We start from the raw sequence: 17978 nt of genomic DNA on the forward strand, positions 1-17978 counted from the left end.
CCCCCGGCCCCTCCCCTGAAGGGGAGGGGAGAAGATGATCGTCGGCGTCGACGAAGCCGGGCGCGGCCCGCTCGCGGGTCCCGTCGTCGCGGCGGCGGTGCTGCTCTGCGAGGGCGGGATCGTCGGGCTCGACGACAGCAAGAAGCTGACGGCCAAGCGCCGCGCCGCGCTCGAGCTCGAGATCAAGGCGCGCTGCCACTGGGGCATCGGCGAGGCGAGCGTCGCCGAGATCGACCGCATCAACATCTTGCAGGCGACCTTCCTCGCGATGACGCGCGCGGTCGAGGCGCTCGGCGTCGAACCGACCGAGGTGCTGGTCGACGGCAACCGGTTGCCGCGCTGGCGTTATACGGCGCGCGCGATCATCGGCGGCGATGCGTCGCACGCGTGCATTTCGGCCGCGAGCATCATCGCCAAGGAGCATCGCGACCGCTTCATGCTTGCGGCGGCGCGCGACTTTCCCGGCTTTGGCTGGGAAACCAACATGGGCTATGGTACCGCCCAGCATCTCGCGGCGCTGCGTGAGCAGGGTCCCACGCCGCTCCATCGGACCAGCTTTGCCCCGGTCGCTCAAAGGCTGCTGGTCTGACCGCAAATCCGTAAAGGGAGACGGCGATGAGCAAGGGTTTCACGGCCGATGACGTCGGCGCGCAAACGGGCCGCCGCATCCTGGTGACCGGCGCCAATGCCGGGCTGGGTTTCGAGGTGACGCGCGTGCTGGCGGCGCGGGGGGCGCATGTGGTGCTGGCGTGCCGCGACGCGGACAAGGCCGAGGCGGCGATGGACCGCATCCGCGCCGACGTGCCCGCCGCCGAGCTGTCGTTCCAGCCGCTCGACCTTGCCGACCTCGACCAGATCCGGGAGGCGGCCGAGGCGGTGCTGGCCGGCCCGCGCATCGATGTGCTGGTCAACAACGCCGGGGTGATGATCCCGCCCAAAACGCTGACCAAACAGGGCTTTGAGTTGCAATTTGGGGTCAACCACCTCGGCACCTTCGCCTTCACCGGCCTTGTTCATCGGCATATCGACGACCGCATCGTCATCACCGGCAGCATCGCGCACAAGGGCGGCGAGATCGATTTCAGCGACCTGTCGGCGAGCCGCAGCTATCACAACTGGCAACGCTATCAGGCGAGCAAGCTCGCGAACCTCCTCCATATGTTCGAGCTCGACCGGCGGCTGGGCGCGGCGGGACGCTCGACGCAGGCGATCGGGTGCCATCCGGGTGTCGCGCTGACCGAATTGACGCGGCATTTGCCGCTGCCCTTGCGCACGATGACGCCGCTGGCGGCGCCCTTTTTCAACAGCGCGGCGCAGGGCGCCTGGCCGACGCTGCAGGCGGCGACCGGTGCGCATGTGCAGGGCGGCGATTATCTGGGGCCGCAGGGGCTGGGTGAAATAACGGGGCGCTCGGGACCCGCCCGCGCGACGCGCACCGCGCGCGATCCGAAGCTGGCGAAGGAGCTCTGGGCGCGGTCGGTCGAGCTGACCGGGGTTGACCCGGGGATTTAGTCCCTCTCCGCTCAACGGGAGAAGGTTTCGCATCTTTTTTCCCCACTGAGTCCTCTTCGCCACACCACCACCGGTTGAGTCCGCGATTCGTCCGAGACTCCATATGCTGTGTGGGACTCGTTTCGTTCCCATAGCGTTAACCATTATGACACCCGGAATCCCTAGAATCCCGGGCTTGACGGCGGACTCTGCCGGACTCATCAGGGCCTTCTTTTCATGCGGGACAGGGGCAAAACATGGGCGTGATGGAACGGGTGAAGGCACCCGCAGCGAAGCAACGCGCGGCGAAAGCGCCGCCGGTCGAGCTGCCGCTCGACAGCATCCTGCAGGGCGATTGCGTCGAGATGATGCGGTCGCTGCCCGCCGCGTCGGTCGACATGATCTTCGCCGACCCGCCGTACAACCTCCAGCTCGGCGGCGATCTCCACCGCCCCGACGGCAGTCAGGTCGATGCGGTCAACGACGAATGGGACAAGTTCGACAGCCTCGCCACCTATGACCGCTTCACCCACGCCTGGCTCGCCGAGGCGAAGCGCATATTGAAACCCGGCGGCAGCATCTGGGTGATCGGCAGCTATCATAATATTTTCCGCGTCGGCGCGGCGTTGCAGGATCGGGGTTACTGGATCCTCAACGACGTGGTGTGGCGCAAGGCGAACCCGATGCCCAATTTCAAGGGCACGCGCTTCACCAATGCGCATGAGACCTTGATCTGGGCGTCGATGGGCGAGAAGGCGAAATATACCTTCAACTATCGCGCGATGAAGACGCTCAACGACGAATTGCAGATGCGCAGCGACTGGCTGATCCCGATCTGCGCCGGGCAGGAACGGCTGAAGAAGGGTGGGCACAAGGTCCATCCGACCCAGAAGCCCGAAGCCTTGCTCTATCGCATCCTGCTAGCCTGTTCGAACCCCGGCGACGTGATCCTCGATCCTTTCTTTGGCACCGGCACCACCGGCGCGGTCGCCAAGCGCCTCGGCCGCCACTTCATCGGCATCGAGCGCGAGGATGATTATATCGCGGCGGCAAAGGAACGCATCGAAATGGCGCTGCCGCTCGACGAGAGCGCGGTGAAGACGATGATGGCGCCGCAGGCGGCGACGCGGGTGGCGTTCGGGACCTTGGTCGAGGGCGGCCTGATCGCGCCGGGATCGGTGCTGACCGACGCCAAGCGCCGCTGGAAAGCGACCGTGCGGGTCGATGGCAGCCTCGAATGCGAGGGCCAGCCCGCCGGGTCGATCCACAAGGTCGGCGCGGGCCTGCAGGGCGCCCCGAGTTGCAACGGCTGGACCTTCTGGCATGTCGACGACGGCAAAAAACTGCGCGTGATCGATGCGGTGCGGCAGGACTGGCTGCTGGCGAACGAGGCTTAGCCTCGGTTCTTTAAACCCGTTCGCCCTGAGCTTGTCGAAGGGCCGTCCTTTTCTTCGATGCGCTAAGGAAGAACGGTGCTTCGACAAGCTCAGCACGAACGGATAGGGGGAGGGCGATGTTTGCACCACTGACCAAGCCCGACCTCGGCAGCGCGTCGCCCGGCGCGCGGCTCTATTGCCGCCCGACCTGCTTTGTCGACCGCCCGCACGAACTCGACGACGCCTGTCTGCGCATCGCCGACTCTATGGTCTGGTTCGCCGCCTGGCACATCAGCCTGCGCGACAAGGGCGTCGTCAAATCGGCCATCGTCACGGTTCCGGAATATGCCGACTGGGTCGCGGCGATGCCCGATCCCCTGGTCGAAATGGCGGGCAAGCAGCGGACGGGCGTGTTGCGCCCGCGCGGCGCGCTGCACCTCGGCGAACGCGTCGTGCGCTTGAACGAACCGCAGCTCATGGGCATCCTCAACGTCACCCCCGACAGTTTCTCCGACGGCGGCAAGACGATCGACGGCGCGGCGGCGATCGACGCGGGTTTCGCCATGGCCTCGGCGGGCGCGGCGATCGTCGATGTCGGGGGCGAATCGACGCGGCCCGGCGCGCCGCTCGTCTGGGAAGGCGACGAGATCGAGCGCGTCCAGGCGACGGTGGCAGGGCTGGCGAAAGGCGGCGTCGCGGTGTCGATCGACACGCGCAAGGCGGCGGTGATGGAGGCGGCGCTGGCGGCGGGCGCAACCATCGTCAACGATATTTCGGCGCTCCGCTATGACGAGCGCGCGATGGAGGTCGTCGTCAAGGCGGACTGCCCGGTGGTGCTGATGCACGCGCCATCGGCGAAGAGCGACCCGCATGAGGGCGGCGGTTATGACCATGTGCTTTTCGACGTCTACGACCTGCTCGCCGAGCGCGTCGCGGCGTGCGTTACGGCGGGCGTCGATCCGGCGAAGATCATCGTCGATCCGGGGCTCGGTTTCGGCAAGGGGGTCAGCGACAATCTGGCGCTGATCAACGGGCTGGCGCTGTTTCACACGCTCGGCTGCCCGATCCTGTTCGGGGCGAGCCGCAAAAGGATGATCGGCGCGCTCGACAATGAAGCGCCCGCCGACCAGCGGCTCGGCGGCACGGTGGCGCTGCATTATCAGGCGGCGACGCAGGGCGCGCAATTGCTGCGCGTCCACGATATCCCCGAAAACCGGCAGGCGCTGCGCGTCTGGCGCGGACTCAGGGATGCGGCGCTGACGGGCTGATCGGGAACTTTGTTGTAATTTTTGCGCGCCTAGCTTCGACGGATGGAAACGTCGATCACGCAACCTGCCGTCAATGATCTTGAGGTTGCCGGGTCATATCCCGGAACCGATGCCACGGTTGCCCAATTGATGATGCTGGCCGATCAATATCATATCGCCGCCGACACGTTGTTGCCGCATTCCGGTTCCGGATTGGCTGTCTCGTCTGCTCCTATGCGGCTTTGCGCGATTCACGCGATCGAGGCCTATTTGACCGCATTCTTGCGTTTTCGGGATTTGAATCCGGCCGAAGTGCGTGGTCTGCAACATAATCTGGCGCAGCGGGCAGCTGCTGCGATGGAGAAGGGCCTTCAACTCAGAGCGAAAACCTTCGCTCATCTCGTCAGCCTGGATGATAAACGGGAATATCTGCGTGTGCGCTACGGCCCTGAAAGCATGCACGGGTTGTCCGAAATCAACCGGATATTTGCGACGCTCAGAGAGGTGAGCGCCAAAGTCACCTCGGCAATCTGCAAACAGCCGTATGATTTGGCGGACGCGCGCTTCAAAAAATATTGGTGAGGCGGCAGCGGATCGCCAAAAAAGGTGCGATCTGATCAGGCGGCCGTGTCGATCCCCAGATCGCTCAGCTTGCGGTACAGCGTCGAGCGCCCGATCCCCAGCCTCCGCGCGACTTCGCTCATCCGGCCGCGATAATGGCCGATCGCGAGGCGGATGACGTCGGCTTCGATTTCCTCGAGCGGGCGGAGGTTGCCGTCGGGCAGGTAGAGGGTGACACCGATCGCCTCGCCGTTGATCGCGACGTCGGTCTGGCCCGCCATGCCGCCGCCCGCGAGCGTCGCTTCGATCGCCTGGAAATCGGCGCTGGTCAGCACGTCGGTGGTGCTGCCGACCGCAGCGCGGAACAGCACGTCCTGCAACTGGCGGACATTGCCCGGCCAGGCATAAGCCGCGAGCAGGCGCAGCGCGTCGTCGGTGACCCCGATCGGTCCCATGCCCGGCAGCCCGCCGATACGCGCGAGCAGATGGCGCGCGAGCGGGCCGACGTCGCCGCGGCGTTCGGAGAGCGAGGGCAGGGTGAATTGCGCGCTCGACAGTGCGTAGAACAGGTCTTCGCGGAAATGACCCGCCTCGATCAGCTTGTCGAGCGGGCTGGCGCTGGTCGCGATGATGCGGACATCGACGCTCTGGCGGATGCTGCCGCCGATCATCTGGACTTCGCCGGTGTTCAGAAATTCGACGAGTTTCGCCTGGGTTTCGAGCGGGATGCATTCGACATGGTCGATGATGATGCTGCCCGCGTCGGCCTGCACCAGCCGGCCGACCTGGCGGTCGAAGGCGCCCGGAAAGGCGCCGCGCTCGTGGCCGAACAGCCCCGATCCGATGAGGCCCGGTGACACCGCCGAGCAATCGACCATCACCAGCTGGCCGCGCGCGCGCGGGCTGGCGCTGTGGATCGCGCGGGCAAAGACTTCCTTGCCGGTGCCCGGCTTGCCGTTGATCATCACCGGCACCCGCGCACGCGCGGCCTTGGCGGCGATCGCGAGGGCGCTGCGGAAATTGGGCGACGACCCGATGATCTCCTCGAACGCCAGCGGCGCACGGAGCTTTTCGGTGAGCGGGCGGAGTTCGCCCTGCGGGCCGCTGGGTGTGGTGATGCGGTCGAGCGCGCTCAGCAACCGGTCGGGGGCGATCGGTTTCTGGACGAAGTCGCTCGCGCCGGCGCGCATCGCGCCCACCGCGACCGCGACCCCGTTGCGCATCGTGATGACGATGAGCGGCAGGGCGGGGCGCCAGCGGCGCAGTTCGGCGACAAATTCGCCGATGTCCATGCCCGGCGCGCCCTGGTCGACGAGCACGGCGTCGAGCGCCATGCCTTCCTGCGTGCCCAGTTTGGCGAGCGCGGTATCGGTGTCGCCGGCGATGACGCTGCGCCAGCCGCCACGCGACACGAGCGCCGACAGGAAGCGCTGTTGCGCCGGTTCGCTGTCGACGATCATCACCGTTCGTGTGTCGCGCGCACTTGCCATATTTGCGATTCTGCCCCCGATAGGCCGCCGTTTTCCGACGCCTGTGCCGCTTTGAACCATCCATCTACGCCAAAGGGGTAAAGGGCGGATTAAGCGCAGCGGCGAGCCGTCGCGCGGGCGAGGAAGCGAAACCGCCTATTGAGCATCGCCGAGCGCATGGCTAAGACCGCTGCGAAGGCCGATTCCGGGCCGGGCGCGGCGCGTCCGATCGGCATGGGACAGCGACAAAGGGGAAAGAGCCATGGCACAGCAGCAGGAAATGAAGGCAGCGGAAGAAACCTATTCGGGTTTCCTCGGCCTGCTCAAAGTGGGGTCGATCATCACTGCGGTCGTCACCGTCCTCGTCGTCCTCCTGATCTCCTGACCGGACCGGCATGCGCATCGCTGTCCTGAAGGAGCTCGCCGACGGCGAGACCCGCGTCGCCGCTACCCCGGAAACCGTGAAGAAATTCATTGGCCTGGGTGCCGAACTTGCCGTCGAATCGGGGGCGGGCGACAGCGCGTCGATCGCCGACGCCGACTATAGCGCGGCGGGCGCGACGGTGGGCAGCCGCGCCGATGTGCTGAAGGGCGCGAACATCATTCTCGCCATCCAGGGACCCGACCCGGCCGGGCTCAAGGGTTTCGCCGACGGCGCCTGGCTCGCGGCGGGGCTCAACCCGTTCGGCGAGCGCGCGCGCGTCGATGCCTATGCCGCGCTCGGGATCGAGGCGCTGGCGATGGAATTCATGCCGCGTATCACCCGCGCGCAGTCGATGGACATCTTGTCGAGCCAGGCGAATCTCGCGGGTTACAAGGCGGTGCTGATGGCGGCGAACGCCTATGGCCGCGCTTTCCCGATGATGATGACCGCTGCGGGCACGGTCAGTGCCGCCAAGGCGTTTGTGATGGGCGTCGGCGTTGCGGGGCTGCAGGCGATCGCGACCGCGCGGCGTCTGGGCGCGCAGGTCAGCGCGACCGACGTGCGCTCGGCCACGAAAGAACAGATCATGTCGCTCGGCGCGAAACCGATCTTCGTCGAGGCCGTCGCCGGCATCGAGGGTGAGGGCGCGGGCGGCTATGCCACCGAAATGTCCGACGAATATAAGGCGGCGCAGGCTGAACTCGTGTCGTCGCACATCGCCAAACAGGACATCGTCATCACCACCGCGCTGATCCCGGGGCGCCCCGCGCCGCGGCTGATCTCCGACGCGCAGCTCGCGACGATGCGCGCGGGCAGCGTGATCGTCGACATGGCGGCCGAAAGCGGCGGCAATGTCGAGGGTGCGGTGTCGGGCGAAGCGAAGAAGATCCACGGCGTCACCGTGATCGGCGCAAAGAATATCGCGGCGCTGATGCCCGCCGACACCAGCGCGCTGTTCAGTCGCAACCTGTTCAACTTCCTCTCGGCCTTCTGGGACAAGGAAGCGGGCAAGCCGGTGCTCGACGAGGAAATCGGCACCGCGGTGCGCCTGACGCAGGGCGGCAAAGTGGTTCACGAGCGGCTGCTGGGGTGAGTGGGGCGACGCGTTTCGCGGCGAGCGCGCTGGCGGCAGCGATGCTGGCGGCGCCCGGCGCGGCGTGGGCCGAACCGCTTTATTCCTATTGGACGCTACAGCCGATCGGCCCGCTCGGCGACATGGATGCGGCGGCCGACAAGCCGTTCCTCGAGCAGCGCCTGCTTCCAGCCCGGCTCGTTCGCCTGACCGAAACCGCGACGATTTCCAAGGGAAAGAGCGTCGCGGCGGGCACTTTTCTGTTCGCGGTGTTCCAGAAGGACGGTCAGATCGCCTTCTGCACGACCAAGGATCAGTCGGGCGGCAATGTCGCCAAGTCGCTGTTCATTCCGATGTTCGACAAGCGGCCGTGCCTGGTCGATCGCGACCGGGACGGGGCATTCGATGCCGCTTTCTCGGTGTTCGACAAATATGGCAGCGCGCTGACCCCCAGCGGCAATCTGAGCTCGGCAAAGCCGCTCGCGGCACCCGCGCGTTACGATGCGGCCGCGCCGGAAGATTTTCCCGCCGTGCGGCGCCTGGCCTATACGATCGCGTTTCCGAACGATGACAAGAAGCGCCAGATCGCGGTCAAGTTCGACAATGGCGGCGGCTATGCGCCGTGGCAGAGTGTCAGCCCCGACAGCACGCCCGCTGCGCCGACGGCGTTGAACGTCCGCGCCGAGGTGCGGGCGGTGACCGCCGACAGCGCGCGAATCCACGTCGGCGCGAATGCCGAGCTCGGCCTGTTGGGCAGCAGTTCGGGGGGCTTTGCGGTGATGCCGTTACCCGATGCGCTGCGGAGCGCGGTCGCGCCCTAAGCGCTAAGAGCCAGCGATCGCAATGCGATAGGACGCGGTGGATTTCGCGTCAGGACGACCCGCCGAAAACCCGGTCCCGGATAGCGCGTCTGGTCGCCGGTCGCTGCGGCGGGCCGGGCCCCGCGCGGGGCGAATGGCGGCGCCTGAAAGAAAAAATGGCTGATTTCGGCCTTTTCATGAAACTGTCATGGCCTAATATGCGTTCAGGGTTCTCACCCTCGATTCCCATTGACCGGAGATTTGTCTGATGTTGCGTACCAAGTTTCTTGCTGCCCCCTTGCTTGCCTTGACTGCCGTGCTTGCTGCTCCCGCCTCCGCCATGACCGACGATGCCACCGCCGACGCCGCGCCCGCTTCGACCGTTGCCGAGGCCGCGACGACCAATCCCGACCTGACGACACTGGCCAAGGCGCTGACCGCCGCAGGGGTTACGGAGACGCTGAACGGCGCCGGCCCCTTCACCGTTTTCGCGCCGACCGACGCCGCCTTTGCCGCCGTGCCGCAGCCGATGACCGACTATCTGATGGATCCGGCCAACAAGGACACGCTGACGCAGGTGCTGACCTATCATGTCGTGCCGGGCAAGGTGACCGCCGAGGACTTGTACAAGAAGATCAAGGCCGGCGGCGGCACCGCCAAGCTGACCACGGTCGAGGGCCAGGAACTGACCTTCACCGAGGTGCAGGGCAATATCAAGGTCGACGGCACCCAGGGCAGCTCGGGCTATGTGACGACGCAGGATCTGGCGCAGTCGAACGGCGTCGTCCATGTGTTGAACGGCGTGCTGATCCCCAATCTGACCCCGCCGAGCGCCGAGCCGGCAGCCGACACGGCGGCCGCAGCGACCGAGGCGACGCCCGCCGGCTGATCGTCCGACACCCTCCGCGATCCGGGTCCGCACGCCTCATCCTCGACGGTGCGGACCCGCTTCCCGGATCGGCGGCGCTCAATCCGTCGCACCTGCGGGAACCATAGCGCGCGGCGCGCGTCGTCCGAGCGGGGGTATGATCCTCCTGAAATAGCGGAGACGATGCATGAAAATCACCCATTTGACGTCCGCGACGCTGGTTGCGGTGCTCGCCCTGTCGGCCTGCAGCAAGAGCGAGACGCCGCCGCCGACCGAGACGGCGGTCGAAGGCAGCACCGCCACGCCGACCGACACCGCCAGCGCCAACCCGATGGTCGGCGGCGCCGAGATGTTCCCGACCAAGACGATCGTCGACAATGCGATCGCCTCACCGATTCACAAGACGCTGGTCGCCGCGGTGACGCAGGCGGGACTGGTCGATACGCTGAAGGGACCCGGTCCGTTCACCGTGTTCGCGCCGACCGACGACGCCTTTGCCAAGGTGCCGAAGGCGACGCTCGACGGCCTGATGCGTCCGGCGCAGAAGACCGTGCTCGCCGACGTCCTCAAATATCATGTCGTCGCCGGCAAGCTCACCGCAGCTGACCTCGCCAAGCAGATCACCGACGGCGGCGGCAAGGCGATGCTCAAGACCGTCAACGGGCAGGAACTGACCGCGACGATGGCGGGCAATGTCATCACCCTGGCCGGCGCCGATGGCAGCAAGGCGACGGTGACGCAGGCCGACGTCAACCAGTCGAACGGCGTGATTCACGTCGTCGACGGGGTCCTGACCCCCAAGATGTAAGGCAAAAGGCCCGGATCATCCGGCGCGACGACAGTTAATGTCGTAAACGGCCCGTATTTCTCCCTTTGGAGAGGTGCGGGCCGCTCTTTTGCGCGTCTTAGGAGTCGACAGGGTGGCGGCGGCGCGGCAAGAGGTTCGCTCGCGGAATCAGCAGGGGAGCTCGCCGTGGATTTCATCGGTATTTTTTCGATTTTCGTCCTGGCGTGCTTCGTCGGTTATTTCGTCGTCTGGTCGGTGACCCCGGCGCTGCACACGCCGTTGATGAGCGTGACCAACGCGATTTCGTCGGTGATCATCGTCGGCGCGCTGATCGCCAGCGCCGCTGCGGGATCGGCCTCGTCGAAATGGCTGGGGCTGGCCGCCGTCGTGATGGCGAGCATCAACATTTTCGGCGGCTTCGCGGTCACCGCGCGCATGCTGGCGATGTACAAGAAGAAGGCGCGCTGAGATGGATATGCAATCGATCCTTTCGGCCGCGACCGGCGGTCATGGCCTCGCGGTAAATCCCTGGGCGGCCGTCGCCTATCTGGTGTCGGGCGTGCTCTTCATCCTCGCGCTGCGCGGGCTGTCCAGCCCGGCGAGCGCACAGAGCGGCAACCGTTTCGGCATGGCGGGCATGACGATCGCGGTCGTCACCACGCTGCTGACCCACGCACCGGTCGATGCGGCGGGCGTCCTCGACAGCGTCAGCCTGGTCGAAATCCTCGTCGCGATCGGTATCGGCGCGGTGATCGGCATCGTGATGGCGCGGCGCATCGCGATGACCGCGATGCCGCAGCTCGTCGCGGCCTTTCACAGTCTCGTCGGCCTCGCCGCGGTCGCGGTGGCAGCCGCCGCCTATCTCAACCCGCAAGCCTTCGGCATCGCCGATGCGGCGGGACAGATCTTCACGGTCAGCCGCATCGAAATGGGTCTCGGCATCGCGATCGGTGCGATCACCTTCTCGGGCTCGGTCATCGCCTTCCTGAAACTCAACGGCAATATGTCGGGTTCGCCGATCATGCTGCCGGGACGGCATGTCATCAATCTCGGCACGCTCGCCGCGATCATCGGCCTTGTCGCCTATTTCACGCAGGACCAGTCGCCCTGGGTGTTCTGGACCGTCACCGGCCTGTCGTTCCTGATCGGCTTCCTGCTGATCATCCCGATCGGCGGCGCCGACATGCCGGTCGTGGTGTCGATGCTCAACAGCTATTCGGGCTGGGCCGCGGCGGCGATGGGCTTCACGCTCGGCAACACCGCGATGATCATCACCGGCGCGCTCGTCGGCTCGTCGGGTGCGATCCTGTCGTACATCATGTGCCGCGCGATGAACCGCAGCTTCATCAGCGTGATCGCGGGCGGCTTCGGCGGCGGCGACGATGCGGCGGCGGGTGCTGGCGGCGCGAAGGAACAGCGTCCGTGGAAACCGGGCAGCGCCGACGATGCCGCCTTCCTGATGAGCCAGGCCGAAAATGTCATCATCGTTCCCGGTTACGGCATGGCGGTGGCGCAGGCGCAGCACGCGCTGCGCGAGATGGGCGACCAGCTCAAGAAGGAAGGCGTCAACGTCAAATATGCGATCCACCCGGTCGCGGGGCGTATGCCGGGGCACATGAACGTGCTGCTGGCCGAAGCGAATGTCCCCTATGACGAGGTGTTCGAGCTGGAAGACATCAACGGCGAGTTCGCGCAGGCCGACGTCGCCTTTGTCATCGGCGCCAACGACGTGACCAATCCGGCGGCGAAGACCGACAAATCGTCGCCGATCTATGGCATGCCGATCCTCGACGTCGCCAATGCCAAGACCGTGCTGTTCGTGAAGCGCTCGATGGGCGGGGTCGGCTATGCCGGCGTGGACAACGACGTCTTCTATATGGACCAGACGATGATGCTGCTCGGCGATGCCAAGAAGATGGCCGACGACATCGTCAAGGCGCTCAGCGGCAGCGGGCACTAGACAAGAATCGTCGCCCCTGCGAAGGCAGGGGCCGCTGGCGGCCTCGCGCTGCCTCGATAGCGGCCAGTTAAGGGTTGGACATGCCCCCAGCATGTCCAAGGATTGTCCGGGGGACAATCCGACCCTTCACTCCTTCGCGGGGGCGACGTGTTTTAGAGGGACCATATGCGTAAAATCGGCCTGATCGGTGGCATCAGCTGGGCATCGACCGAGCTTTATTACCGCCACCTCAACAAGGGCGTGCAGAAACGTATCGGCACCTCCTGCTCGGCGCCGATCCTGCTCGAGAGCCTGAATTATTGCGATCTGTCGCGGTTGACGACGCCCGAGCAGTGGGATCATGCCAAGGCGATCCTGATCGCTTCGGCGCAGCGGCTCGAAGCGGGCGGCGCGACCGCACTGATGGTCGCCGCCAATTCGATGCACAAAATCGCCAAGGAGATCGCGGGCGCGGTGTCGATCCCGCTGCTCCATATCGTCGACGAGACGGGCGAGAGATTGAAGGCTGACGGAATCAAGTCCGCCGCGGTCATCGGCACCCGCAATGTGATGACCGAACCCTGGTTTCGCCAGAATCTCGTGCGCTACGGACTGACGCTCGCCCCGTTCGACACCAGCCGCGCCGACGAGATCGACCGCATCATCTATGACGAACTGATGCAGGGCAAGGTCACCGAAAATTCGCGCCGCACGATGAAAACCTTCATCACCGACATTGCGAAACAGGATGTGCAGGCGCTCGTTCTCGCCAGCACCGAGCTGGTGATGCTGGTCGATCCCGACGCCAATGTCCTGCCGGTGTACGACACGACGCGCATCCATGTCGCGGCGGGGGTCGACTGGATCCTGGGGGATGCGCCCTAGCAGGCGAGGGAGGCAGTTTCTCCCCTCCCGCTTGCGGGAGTGGGATTTACCCCATCTTCGTCCAGGTCACCGTCTTGCAGAAGACGCTGACGCAGCCCTTCATCGTCATCTTGCCGCCCCGCGCCGTCAGATGCGCCTTGTAATAGCGGCCATCCTCGGGGCTATAGCCCTGACCCTTCCAGCTGTTGCCGTCGGCGGCGAGATCCCAGTATATTTGCAGACCCGAGACCTGGCGCGTGCGTTTGGCCTTGTCGGGGTTGCGCTCGTCGCGCTGGCCGCCGGCGGGCTGGGCGATCAGCAATTTGTGGACCTTGCCGCATAACTTGGCGCCGCAGGCATAGATGTCGACGATCGCCTTGCCGTCGTCGGTGGCCCAGCGGCCGGTGATCGAGGGCGGCGCGACGGCGGATGCCGGTACGGCGACGAGTGCGGCGGTCGCCGCGATAAGAAATGGCTTCAAAACAGTCTCCCCGGTTCGGGCGGGGTGCGACCCTGACCCTTAGCTACATCCATGTCAGCAACATGGCTTGGCATGGGCGCACTCTTGCACCATGCTGGCAAAAAACAAGGGAGAGTCTGATGCGATTCCATAGTTTCGCTTTGCCGCTGGCCTTGGCGCTGCTGTCCGCCGCGCCCGCCGCCGCGAAGACGATCAAGGTCGAGGCGGGCGGCGCCGACGCGAATGAGAAACTCCAGGAGGCGCTGATCGTTGCCGAGCCCGGCGATGTGGTCGAACTGGGTGCGGGAATATGGTCGCTCACCGACGGCCTGTCGCTCGACGTTGCCGGGGTCACGATCCGCGGCGCGGGGACCGACGACAAGGGTTCGATCCTCGACTTCACCGGCCAGCAGGGTGCGGGCGAGGGGCTGCTCGTCACCAGCGACGATGTTTTTCTGACCAATTTCGCGGTGACCAACAGCAAGGGCGACGGCATCAAGTCGAAGGGCGCGGACCGCATCGTCTATCATCAGATCCGCGTCGAATGGACGGCGGGGCCAAAGGAAACCAACGGCGCTTACGGCATTTATCCGGTCGAGAGCAGCGACGTGCTGATCGACAGCGTCTATGTCCGCGGCGCGTCGGATGCGGGCATTTACGTGGGCCAGTCGAAGAATATCGTCGTCCGCGATTCGATCGCGACCGAAAATGTCGCGGGGATCGAGATCGAGAACAGCTTCGACGCCGACGTCCACGACAATGTCGCTAGCAAGAACACCGGCGGCATATTGGTGTTCGACCTGCCGAGCCTGCCGATGCAGGGCGGGCATAATGTCCGTGTCTTCGACAATATCATCAGCGACAACAGCACCCCGAACTTCGCGCCCAAGGGCAATATCGTCGCGAGCGTGCCGACCGGCACCGGCGTCCTCATCATGGCCAACCGCCATGTCGAGATTTTCGACAATGTGATGGAGAAGAACGGCACGGCGAATGTGATGATCGTCGGTTATCGCTATGCGCATAAGGATGCGAAATATCAGCCGCTGCCCAAGGATATCGTCGTGCGCGACAATACCCATGGCGAGGCGGGATTCGCCCCGGCGTTCGAGGGCGGCGCGCAAATCGCGGCCGCCTTCGGCGGGGCGATCCCGCCGGTGCTGTGGGACGGCGCGGGCGAGAATGTCGTGGTGCTCGACAAGGTCGGGGTGCTGTCGCTTGGGCTGCCCGATGTCGCGACGCCGCGTGAGCAGGCCAAGCCCGCGCCCGCTGACCTGTCGCAGGGCACGCCGCCCGCGGCGCTGCCCGGCATCACGCTGCCCGAAAGCATGGAGGCCAAGGTCCGGTGAGGCTGAGTTTCGCGGCCCTGGCTGCGGCGTTTCTCGTCGCGGGGGCGGCTCCCGCTGCGCCTGTCGCCGGGGTCGCCCATGACGTCATCGAAAGCCCGGCCATGCCGGAGAAATTGTCGGCCTTCGGCCTCTTCCGGCCGGGCGGCGCCACGCTGTCCGGAGAGGTCGTGCCCTATGTGCTGCGGACGCCGCTGTTCAGCGATTATGCCGACAAGTCGCGCGGGGTCCTGATGCCGCAGGGGGCGAGCGCCGAGATCGACGGCGACGGCGTCATCCGCTTCCCGGTCGGGACCGTGCTGATCAAAAGCTTCTCCTGGCCGGACCATGAGGGCGGCAGGCCGGTCGAGACGCGGCTGCTGATCCATCGCAAGGACGGCTGGGTCGCCTTGCCCTATATCTGGGACGCCGACGGCAAGGACGCGACGCTGGCGCTCGGCGGGCGGCGCGTGCCCGTCGCCTTCACCAGTCCCGATGGCGCGACGCACAGCATCCGCTATGCGGTGCCGAACAAGAACCAGTGCAAGGAATGCCACAGCAAGTCGGGGGTGATCGAACCGATCGGTCCCAAGCAGCGGAATTTCGTGGCGCTGATGCAACGGCCGACGCGGTCGCCGCCGATCCGCTACGCCGGCAATATGGTGCCGCGCGCAGCCTTGCCGACATGGGACGATCCCAAGTCCGGCAGCGTCGCCGAGCGCGCCCGCGCCTATCTCGACGTCAATTGCGCGCATTGCCACAATCCGGCGGGCAGCGCGTCGAACAGCGGGCTGTTCCTGCGCTGGACCGACGATCCGACGGGCGTGAATTACGGGATCGGCAAGCGGCCGACCGCGGCGGGACGCGGCAGCGGCGGCATGGATTTCGCGGTCGCGCCGGGCGACCCCGACAACAGCTATATGATCTATCGCCTCGAAAGCACCGATCCCGGTATCGCGATGCCCGAAGTGGGGCGCTCGACGGTGCACAAGGAAGGCGCGGCCCTGCTGCGGCAATGGATTGCGGAGATGCCCAAAGCATCGCATTAGACGGCGCCATGACTCATCCCGCGCCCCGGCTCGTCCTCCACGATTATTTCCGCTCCTCGGCGAGCTACCGCGTCCGCATCGCGCTGAACCTGAAGGGGCTGGCCTATCAGCGCGTCGAGGTCAGCCTGATCGCCGGCGAGCAGCGCAGCGACGCCTATCTCGAACTCAATGCGCAGGGTTTTGTGCCGCTGCTGATCGCCGATGGCGAGACGATCATCCAGAGCATGGCGATCATCGACTGGATCGACCGCGCTTTTCCCGAGCCGCGCCTGATCCCCGAAGAGGCGATGCCACGCGCGGTCGCGCTGGCGCAGGCGCAGGTGGTGGCGAGCGATATCCACCCGCTCAACAACCTGCGCGTGCTCAAATATCTGACCAGGGATCTGGGACTCAACGAGACGACCAAGGACCGCTGGATCGCGACCTGGATCGCGCAGGGTTTCGAGGCGCTCGAGGCGATGGCGGGCGAGGGGACGTACCTCGGCGGCGAAACGCCGAGCATCGCCGACTGCTGCCTGGTGCCGCAGATGTACAATGCGCGACGTTTCGAGGTGCCGCTTGATGATTATCCGCGATTGGTCGCGATCGACGCGGCGTGCATGGAATTGGACGCGTTCCAGAAGGCGCATCCCGATGCGGTCAAACCCGTATGATCCGCCTGCTGACGGGGGCCGCGCTGCTGGCTCTGCCGGCGGCGGCGCTGGCGCAGACGCAGACGACCGAAGAGGTCAACGATTATTATTGCTGCGTTCATATCGTACCGCTCCCGAAAGAAGACATTGTCGTCAATGGAAGCGGCCTGCTGCGTCTGTCCGAAGCCGATCTCACGCTGGGGCGGACGCTGATCGCCGACGTCGAGCAAGGCCTGGGTAACCGCGTCGAAAACCGCCTGCGCGACGAGGCGGGGCTGGTGCAGTTCCGCCGATCCGACGGCCGCTCGGCGCATCCGACGAGTCAGGGCATCACGCTGCGCGGCCTTGGCGGCAATGCGTCGAGCCGTGCGCTGGTGACGCTCGACGGGGTGCCGCAGGCCGACCCGTTCGGCGGCTGGGTCGCGTGGAGCGCCTATGACGCGATCAATCTCGGCGGCATCCTCGTGACGCGCGGCGGTGGCAGCGGCGCCGACGGTCCGGGCGCGCTCGCGGGAACAATCAGTCTCCATTCCGAAATGACCGACGGCGGATCGGGCAGCATCGCCTATGGCAGCCGCGACAGCTGGGACGCATCGGCATCGCTCGGAACCGGACTGGGTGTGGGCGGACAGGTCACGCTCGATGCGCGCTATGGCCGCGGCGACGGGTTCATCCCGGTCGCCAAAGGTCAGCGCGGCGCGGTCGATCGGGCGGCGCCTTATGAACAGGGCGGTCTCGGCCTACGCCTCCGCTTCAACGCGGGTGACGACAGTCAGATCGAAGCGAGCGTGCGCGGCTTTTCGGACCGGCGCGATCGCGGGACCGATTTTACCGACAGCAAGATCGACGGCATCGACGCGAGCTTCCGCTTTCTCCACAAAGGCGACACGCAGTGGATCGCGTTAGCGTACATCCAGCTGCGCGATTTCGAGAGCGGCTTCGCGAGCGTTGCAACTGGCCGGAACAGCGTCGCGCCTGCGCTCTTCCAGCGCGTACCGGCGACCGGCCTCGGCGGGCGGATCGAGGCGCGGCCAGGCATCGATGGCGAAAACCCGCTGCGCGTCGGCCTTGACTGGCGGCGGACGGTCGGCCGCACCGAGGAGGATTTCTTTTTCAGCGGGGTAACTCCGGGCCGTCATCGCATCGCGGGCGGCAGCAGCGACACCGTCGGCGTCTTCGCCGAATGGACGTCGGGCGATGCCGGCGACGGCTTCCTGTGGACGCTGAGCGGCCGCGTCGATCGCTGGTGGCTGGGCGAGGGTTACCGGCGCGAACGCAATATCGGCGGCTCGACGATCACCAACCTGCACTTCGCGGCGCGGCAGGGCTGGGAAGGCAGCGGCCGCGCAGGCGTGCGCTGGACGTCGGATGCGCTGTCGCTGCGCGCCGCCGCCTATCGCGGCTGGCGCCTGCCGACGCTCAACGAACTCTACCGCCCGTTCCGCGTCGGTGCCGAGGTGACGACCGCGAACGAGATGCTCGAACCCGAGCGGCTGTGGGGCGGCGAGGTCGGGGTCGACTGGACGCGCGACGGCACGAAGCTGTCGGCGACCCTGTTCGCCAATCATCTGTCGAATGCCATCGCCAATGTCACGCTCGCGCCGAACCTCAACC

The 17978-nt window shown here is 66.0% G+C and carries 19 protein-coding genes; 17 read left to right on the forward strand and 2 right to left on the reverse strand.

What is annotated here, in order from left to right; genetic code table 11:
• Window positions 1-34 precede the first annotated feature (34 nt).
• From ACREB7_RS16995 to ACREB7_RS17015, 5 genes are all read left to right on the forward strand, one after another.
• The gene (locus ACREB7_RS16995; RefSeq protein ID WP_431593463.1) at window positions 35-589 is read left to right on the forward strand and encodes a ribonuclease HII; all 555 of its coding nucleotides are present in this window, start codon (window positions 35-37) and stop codon (window positions 587-589) included.
• A gap of 26 nt (window positions 590-615) precedes the next feature.
• Complete coding sequence (locus tag ACREB7_RS17000; protein ID WP_431593464.1) at window positions 616-1512, forward strand: oxidoreductase; 897 nt, start codon at window positions 616-618, stop codon at window positions 1510-1512.
• Window positions 1513-1748: 236 nt separating this feature from the next.
• The gene (locus ACREB7_RS17005) at window positions 1749-2888 is read left to right on the forward strand and encodes a site-specific DNA-methyltransferase (RefSeq protein ID WP_431593465.1); all 1140 of its coding nucleotides are present in this window, start codon (window positions 1749-1751) and stop codon (window positions 2886-2888) included.
• Between the two features lie 116 nt (window positions 2889-3004).
• A complete protein-coding gene (gene folP, locus ACREB7_RS17010) occupies window positions 3005-4135 on the forward strand; it encodes a dihydropteroate synthase (protein WP_431593466.1) in 1131 nt (376 codons plus the stop codon).
• A gap of 42 nt (window positions 4136-4177) precedes the next feature.
• Window positions 4178-4696, forward strand: a complete 519-nt coding sequence (locus ACREB7_RS17015; protein WP_431593467.1) for a hypothetical protein — start codon at window positions 4178-4180, stop codon at window positions 4694-4696.
• A gap of 35 nt (window positions 4697-4731) precedes the next feature.
• Here ACREB7_RS17015 and ACREB7_RS17020 read toward each other — a convergent pair whose 3' ends face one another.
• Window positions 4732-6165 (reverse strand): sigma-54-dependent transcriptional regulator, encoded by a 1434-nt coding sequence (locus tag ACREB7_RS17020; RefSeq protein ID WP_431593468.1) that lies wholly within the window; start codon window positions 6163-6165, stop codon window positions 4732-4734.
• A gap of 241 nt (window positions 6166-6406) precedes the next feature.
• Here ACREB7_RS17020 and ACREB7_RS17025 point away from each other — a divergent pair, with 241 nt between their 5' ends.
• The 8 genes from ACREB7_RS17025 (at window position 6407) to ACREB7_RS17060 (ending at window position 12919) form a co-directional block, all read left to right on the forward strand.
• On the forward strand, window positions 6407-6529 hold the full coding sequence (locus ACREB7_RS17025) for an aa3-type cytochrome c oxidase subunit IV (RefSeq protein WP_431593469.1): 123 nt from the start codon (window positions 6407-6409) through the stop codon (window positions 6527-6529).
• Between the two features lie 10 nt (window positions 6530-6539).
• A complete protein-coding gene (locus ACREB7_RS17030; protein WP_431593470.1) occupies window positions 6540-7661 on the forward strand; it encodes an NAD(P) transhydrogenase subunit alpha in 1122 nt (373 codons plus the stop codon).
• Window positions 7658-8461 (forward strand): hypothetical protein, encoded by an 804-nt coding sequence (locus tag ACREB7_RS17035; RefSeq protein ID WP_431593471.1) that lies wholly within the window; start codon window positions 7658-7660, stop codon window positions 8459-8461. Before ACREB7_RS17030 ends, ACREB7_RS17035 begins: the two co-directional genes overlap by 4 nt.
• A gap of 319 nt (window positions 8462-8780) precedes the next feature.
• A complete protein-coding gene (locus tag ACREB7_RS17040) occupies window positions 8781-9329 on the forward strand; it encodes a fasciclin domain-containing protein (RefSeq protein WP_431593472.1) in 549 nt (182 codons plus the stop codon).
• A 166-nt stretch (window positions 9330-9495) separates the two neighbouring features.
• The gene (locus tag ACREB7_RS17045; protein ID WP_431593473.1) at window positions 9496-10116 is read left to right on the forward strand and encodes a fasciclin domain-containing protein; all 621 of its coding nucleotides are present in this window, start codon (window positions 9496-9498) and stop codon (window positions 10114-10116) included.
• A gap of 165 nt (window positions 10117-10281) precedes the next feature.
• Window positions 10282-10563, forward strand: coding sequence for a proton-translocating transhydrogenase family protein (locus ACREB7_RS17050; RefSeq protein WP_056350886.1), 282 nt, complete (start codon window positions 10282-10284; stop codon window positions 10561-10563).
• A 7-nt stretch (window positions 10564-10570) separates the two neighbouring features.
• Window positions 10571-12055 (forward strand): NAD(P)(+) transhydrogenase (Re/Si-specific) subunit beta, encoded by a 1485-nt coding sequence (locus ACREB7_RS17055; protein ID WP_431593480.1) that lies wholly within the window; start codon window positions 10571-10573, stop codon window positions 12053-12055.
• A 165-nt stretch (window positions 12056-12220) separates the two neighbouring features.
• Window positions 12221-12919 (forward strand): aspartate/glutamate racemase family protein, encoded by a 699-nt coding sequence (locus tag ACREB7_RS17060; RefSeq protein WP_431593474.1) that lies wholly within the window; start codon window positions 12221-12223, stop codon window positions 12917-12919.
• A 46-nt stretch (window positions 12920-12965) separates the two neighbouring features.
• Here the strand turns inward: ACREB7_RS17060 and ACREB7_RS17065 are convergent, their stop codons facing one another.
• Entirely contained in the window at window positions 12966-13379 is a 414-nt protein-coding gene (locus tag ACREB7_RS17065; RefSeq protein WP_431593475.1) for a DUF2147 domain-containing protein, read from the reverse strand.
• Window positions 13380-13498: 119 nt separating this feature from the next.
• Between ACREB7_RS17065 and ACREB7_RS17070 the strand changes: the two genes are divergently transcribed.
• The 4 genes from ACREB7_RS17070 to ACREB7_RS17085 form a co-directional block, all read left to right on the forward strand.
• Window positions 13499-14707 (forward strand): parallel beta-helix domain-containing protein, encoded by a 1209-nt coding sequence (locus ACREB7_RS17070; protein ID WP_431593476.1) that lies wholly within the window; start codon window positions 13499-13501, stop codon window positions 14705-14707.
• On the forward strand, window positions 14704-15732 hold the full coding sequence (locus tag ACREB7_RS17075; protein WP_431593477.1) for an SO2930 family diheme c-type cytochrome: 1029 nt from the start codon (window positions 14704-14706) through the stop codon (window positions 15730-15732). Before ACREB7_RS17070 ends, ACREB7_RS17075 begins: the two co-directional genes overlap by 4 nt.
• A gap of 8 nt (window positions 15733-15740) precedes the next feature.
• The gene (gene maiA, locus ACREB7_RS17080; RefSeq protein WP_431593478.1) at window positions 15741-16385 is read left to right on the forward strand and encodes a maleylacetoacetate isomerase; all 645 of its coding nucleotides are present in this window, start codon (window positions 15741-15743) and stop codon (window positions 16383-16385) included.
• Window positions 16382-17978: TonB-dependent receptor plug domain-containing protein (locus ACREB7_RS17085; protein ID WP_431593479.1), on the forward strand; the 1597-nt coding region annotated here is incomplete at its 3' end. The genes maiA and ACREB7_RS17085, both read left to right, overlap by 4 nt.

This window comes from Sphingopyxis sp. (assembly GCF_050725615.1).
GTDB lineage: Bacteria > Pseudomonadota > Alphaproteobacteria > Sphingomonadales > Sphingomonadaceae > Sphingopyxis.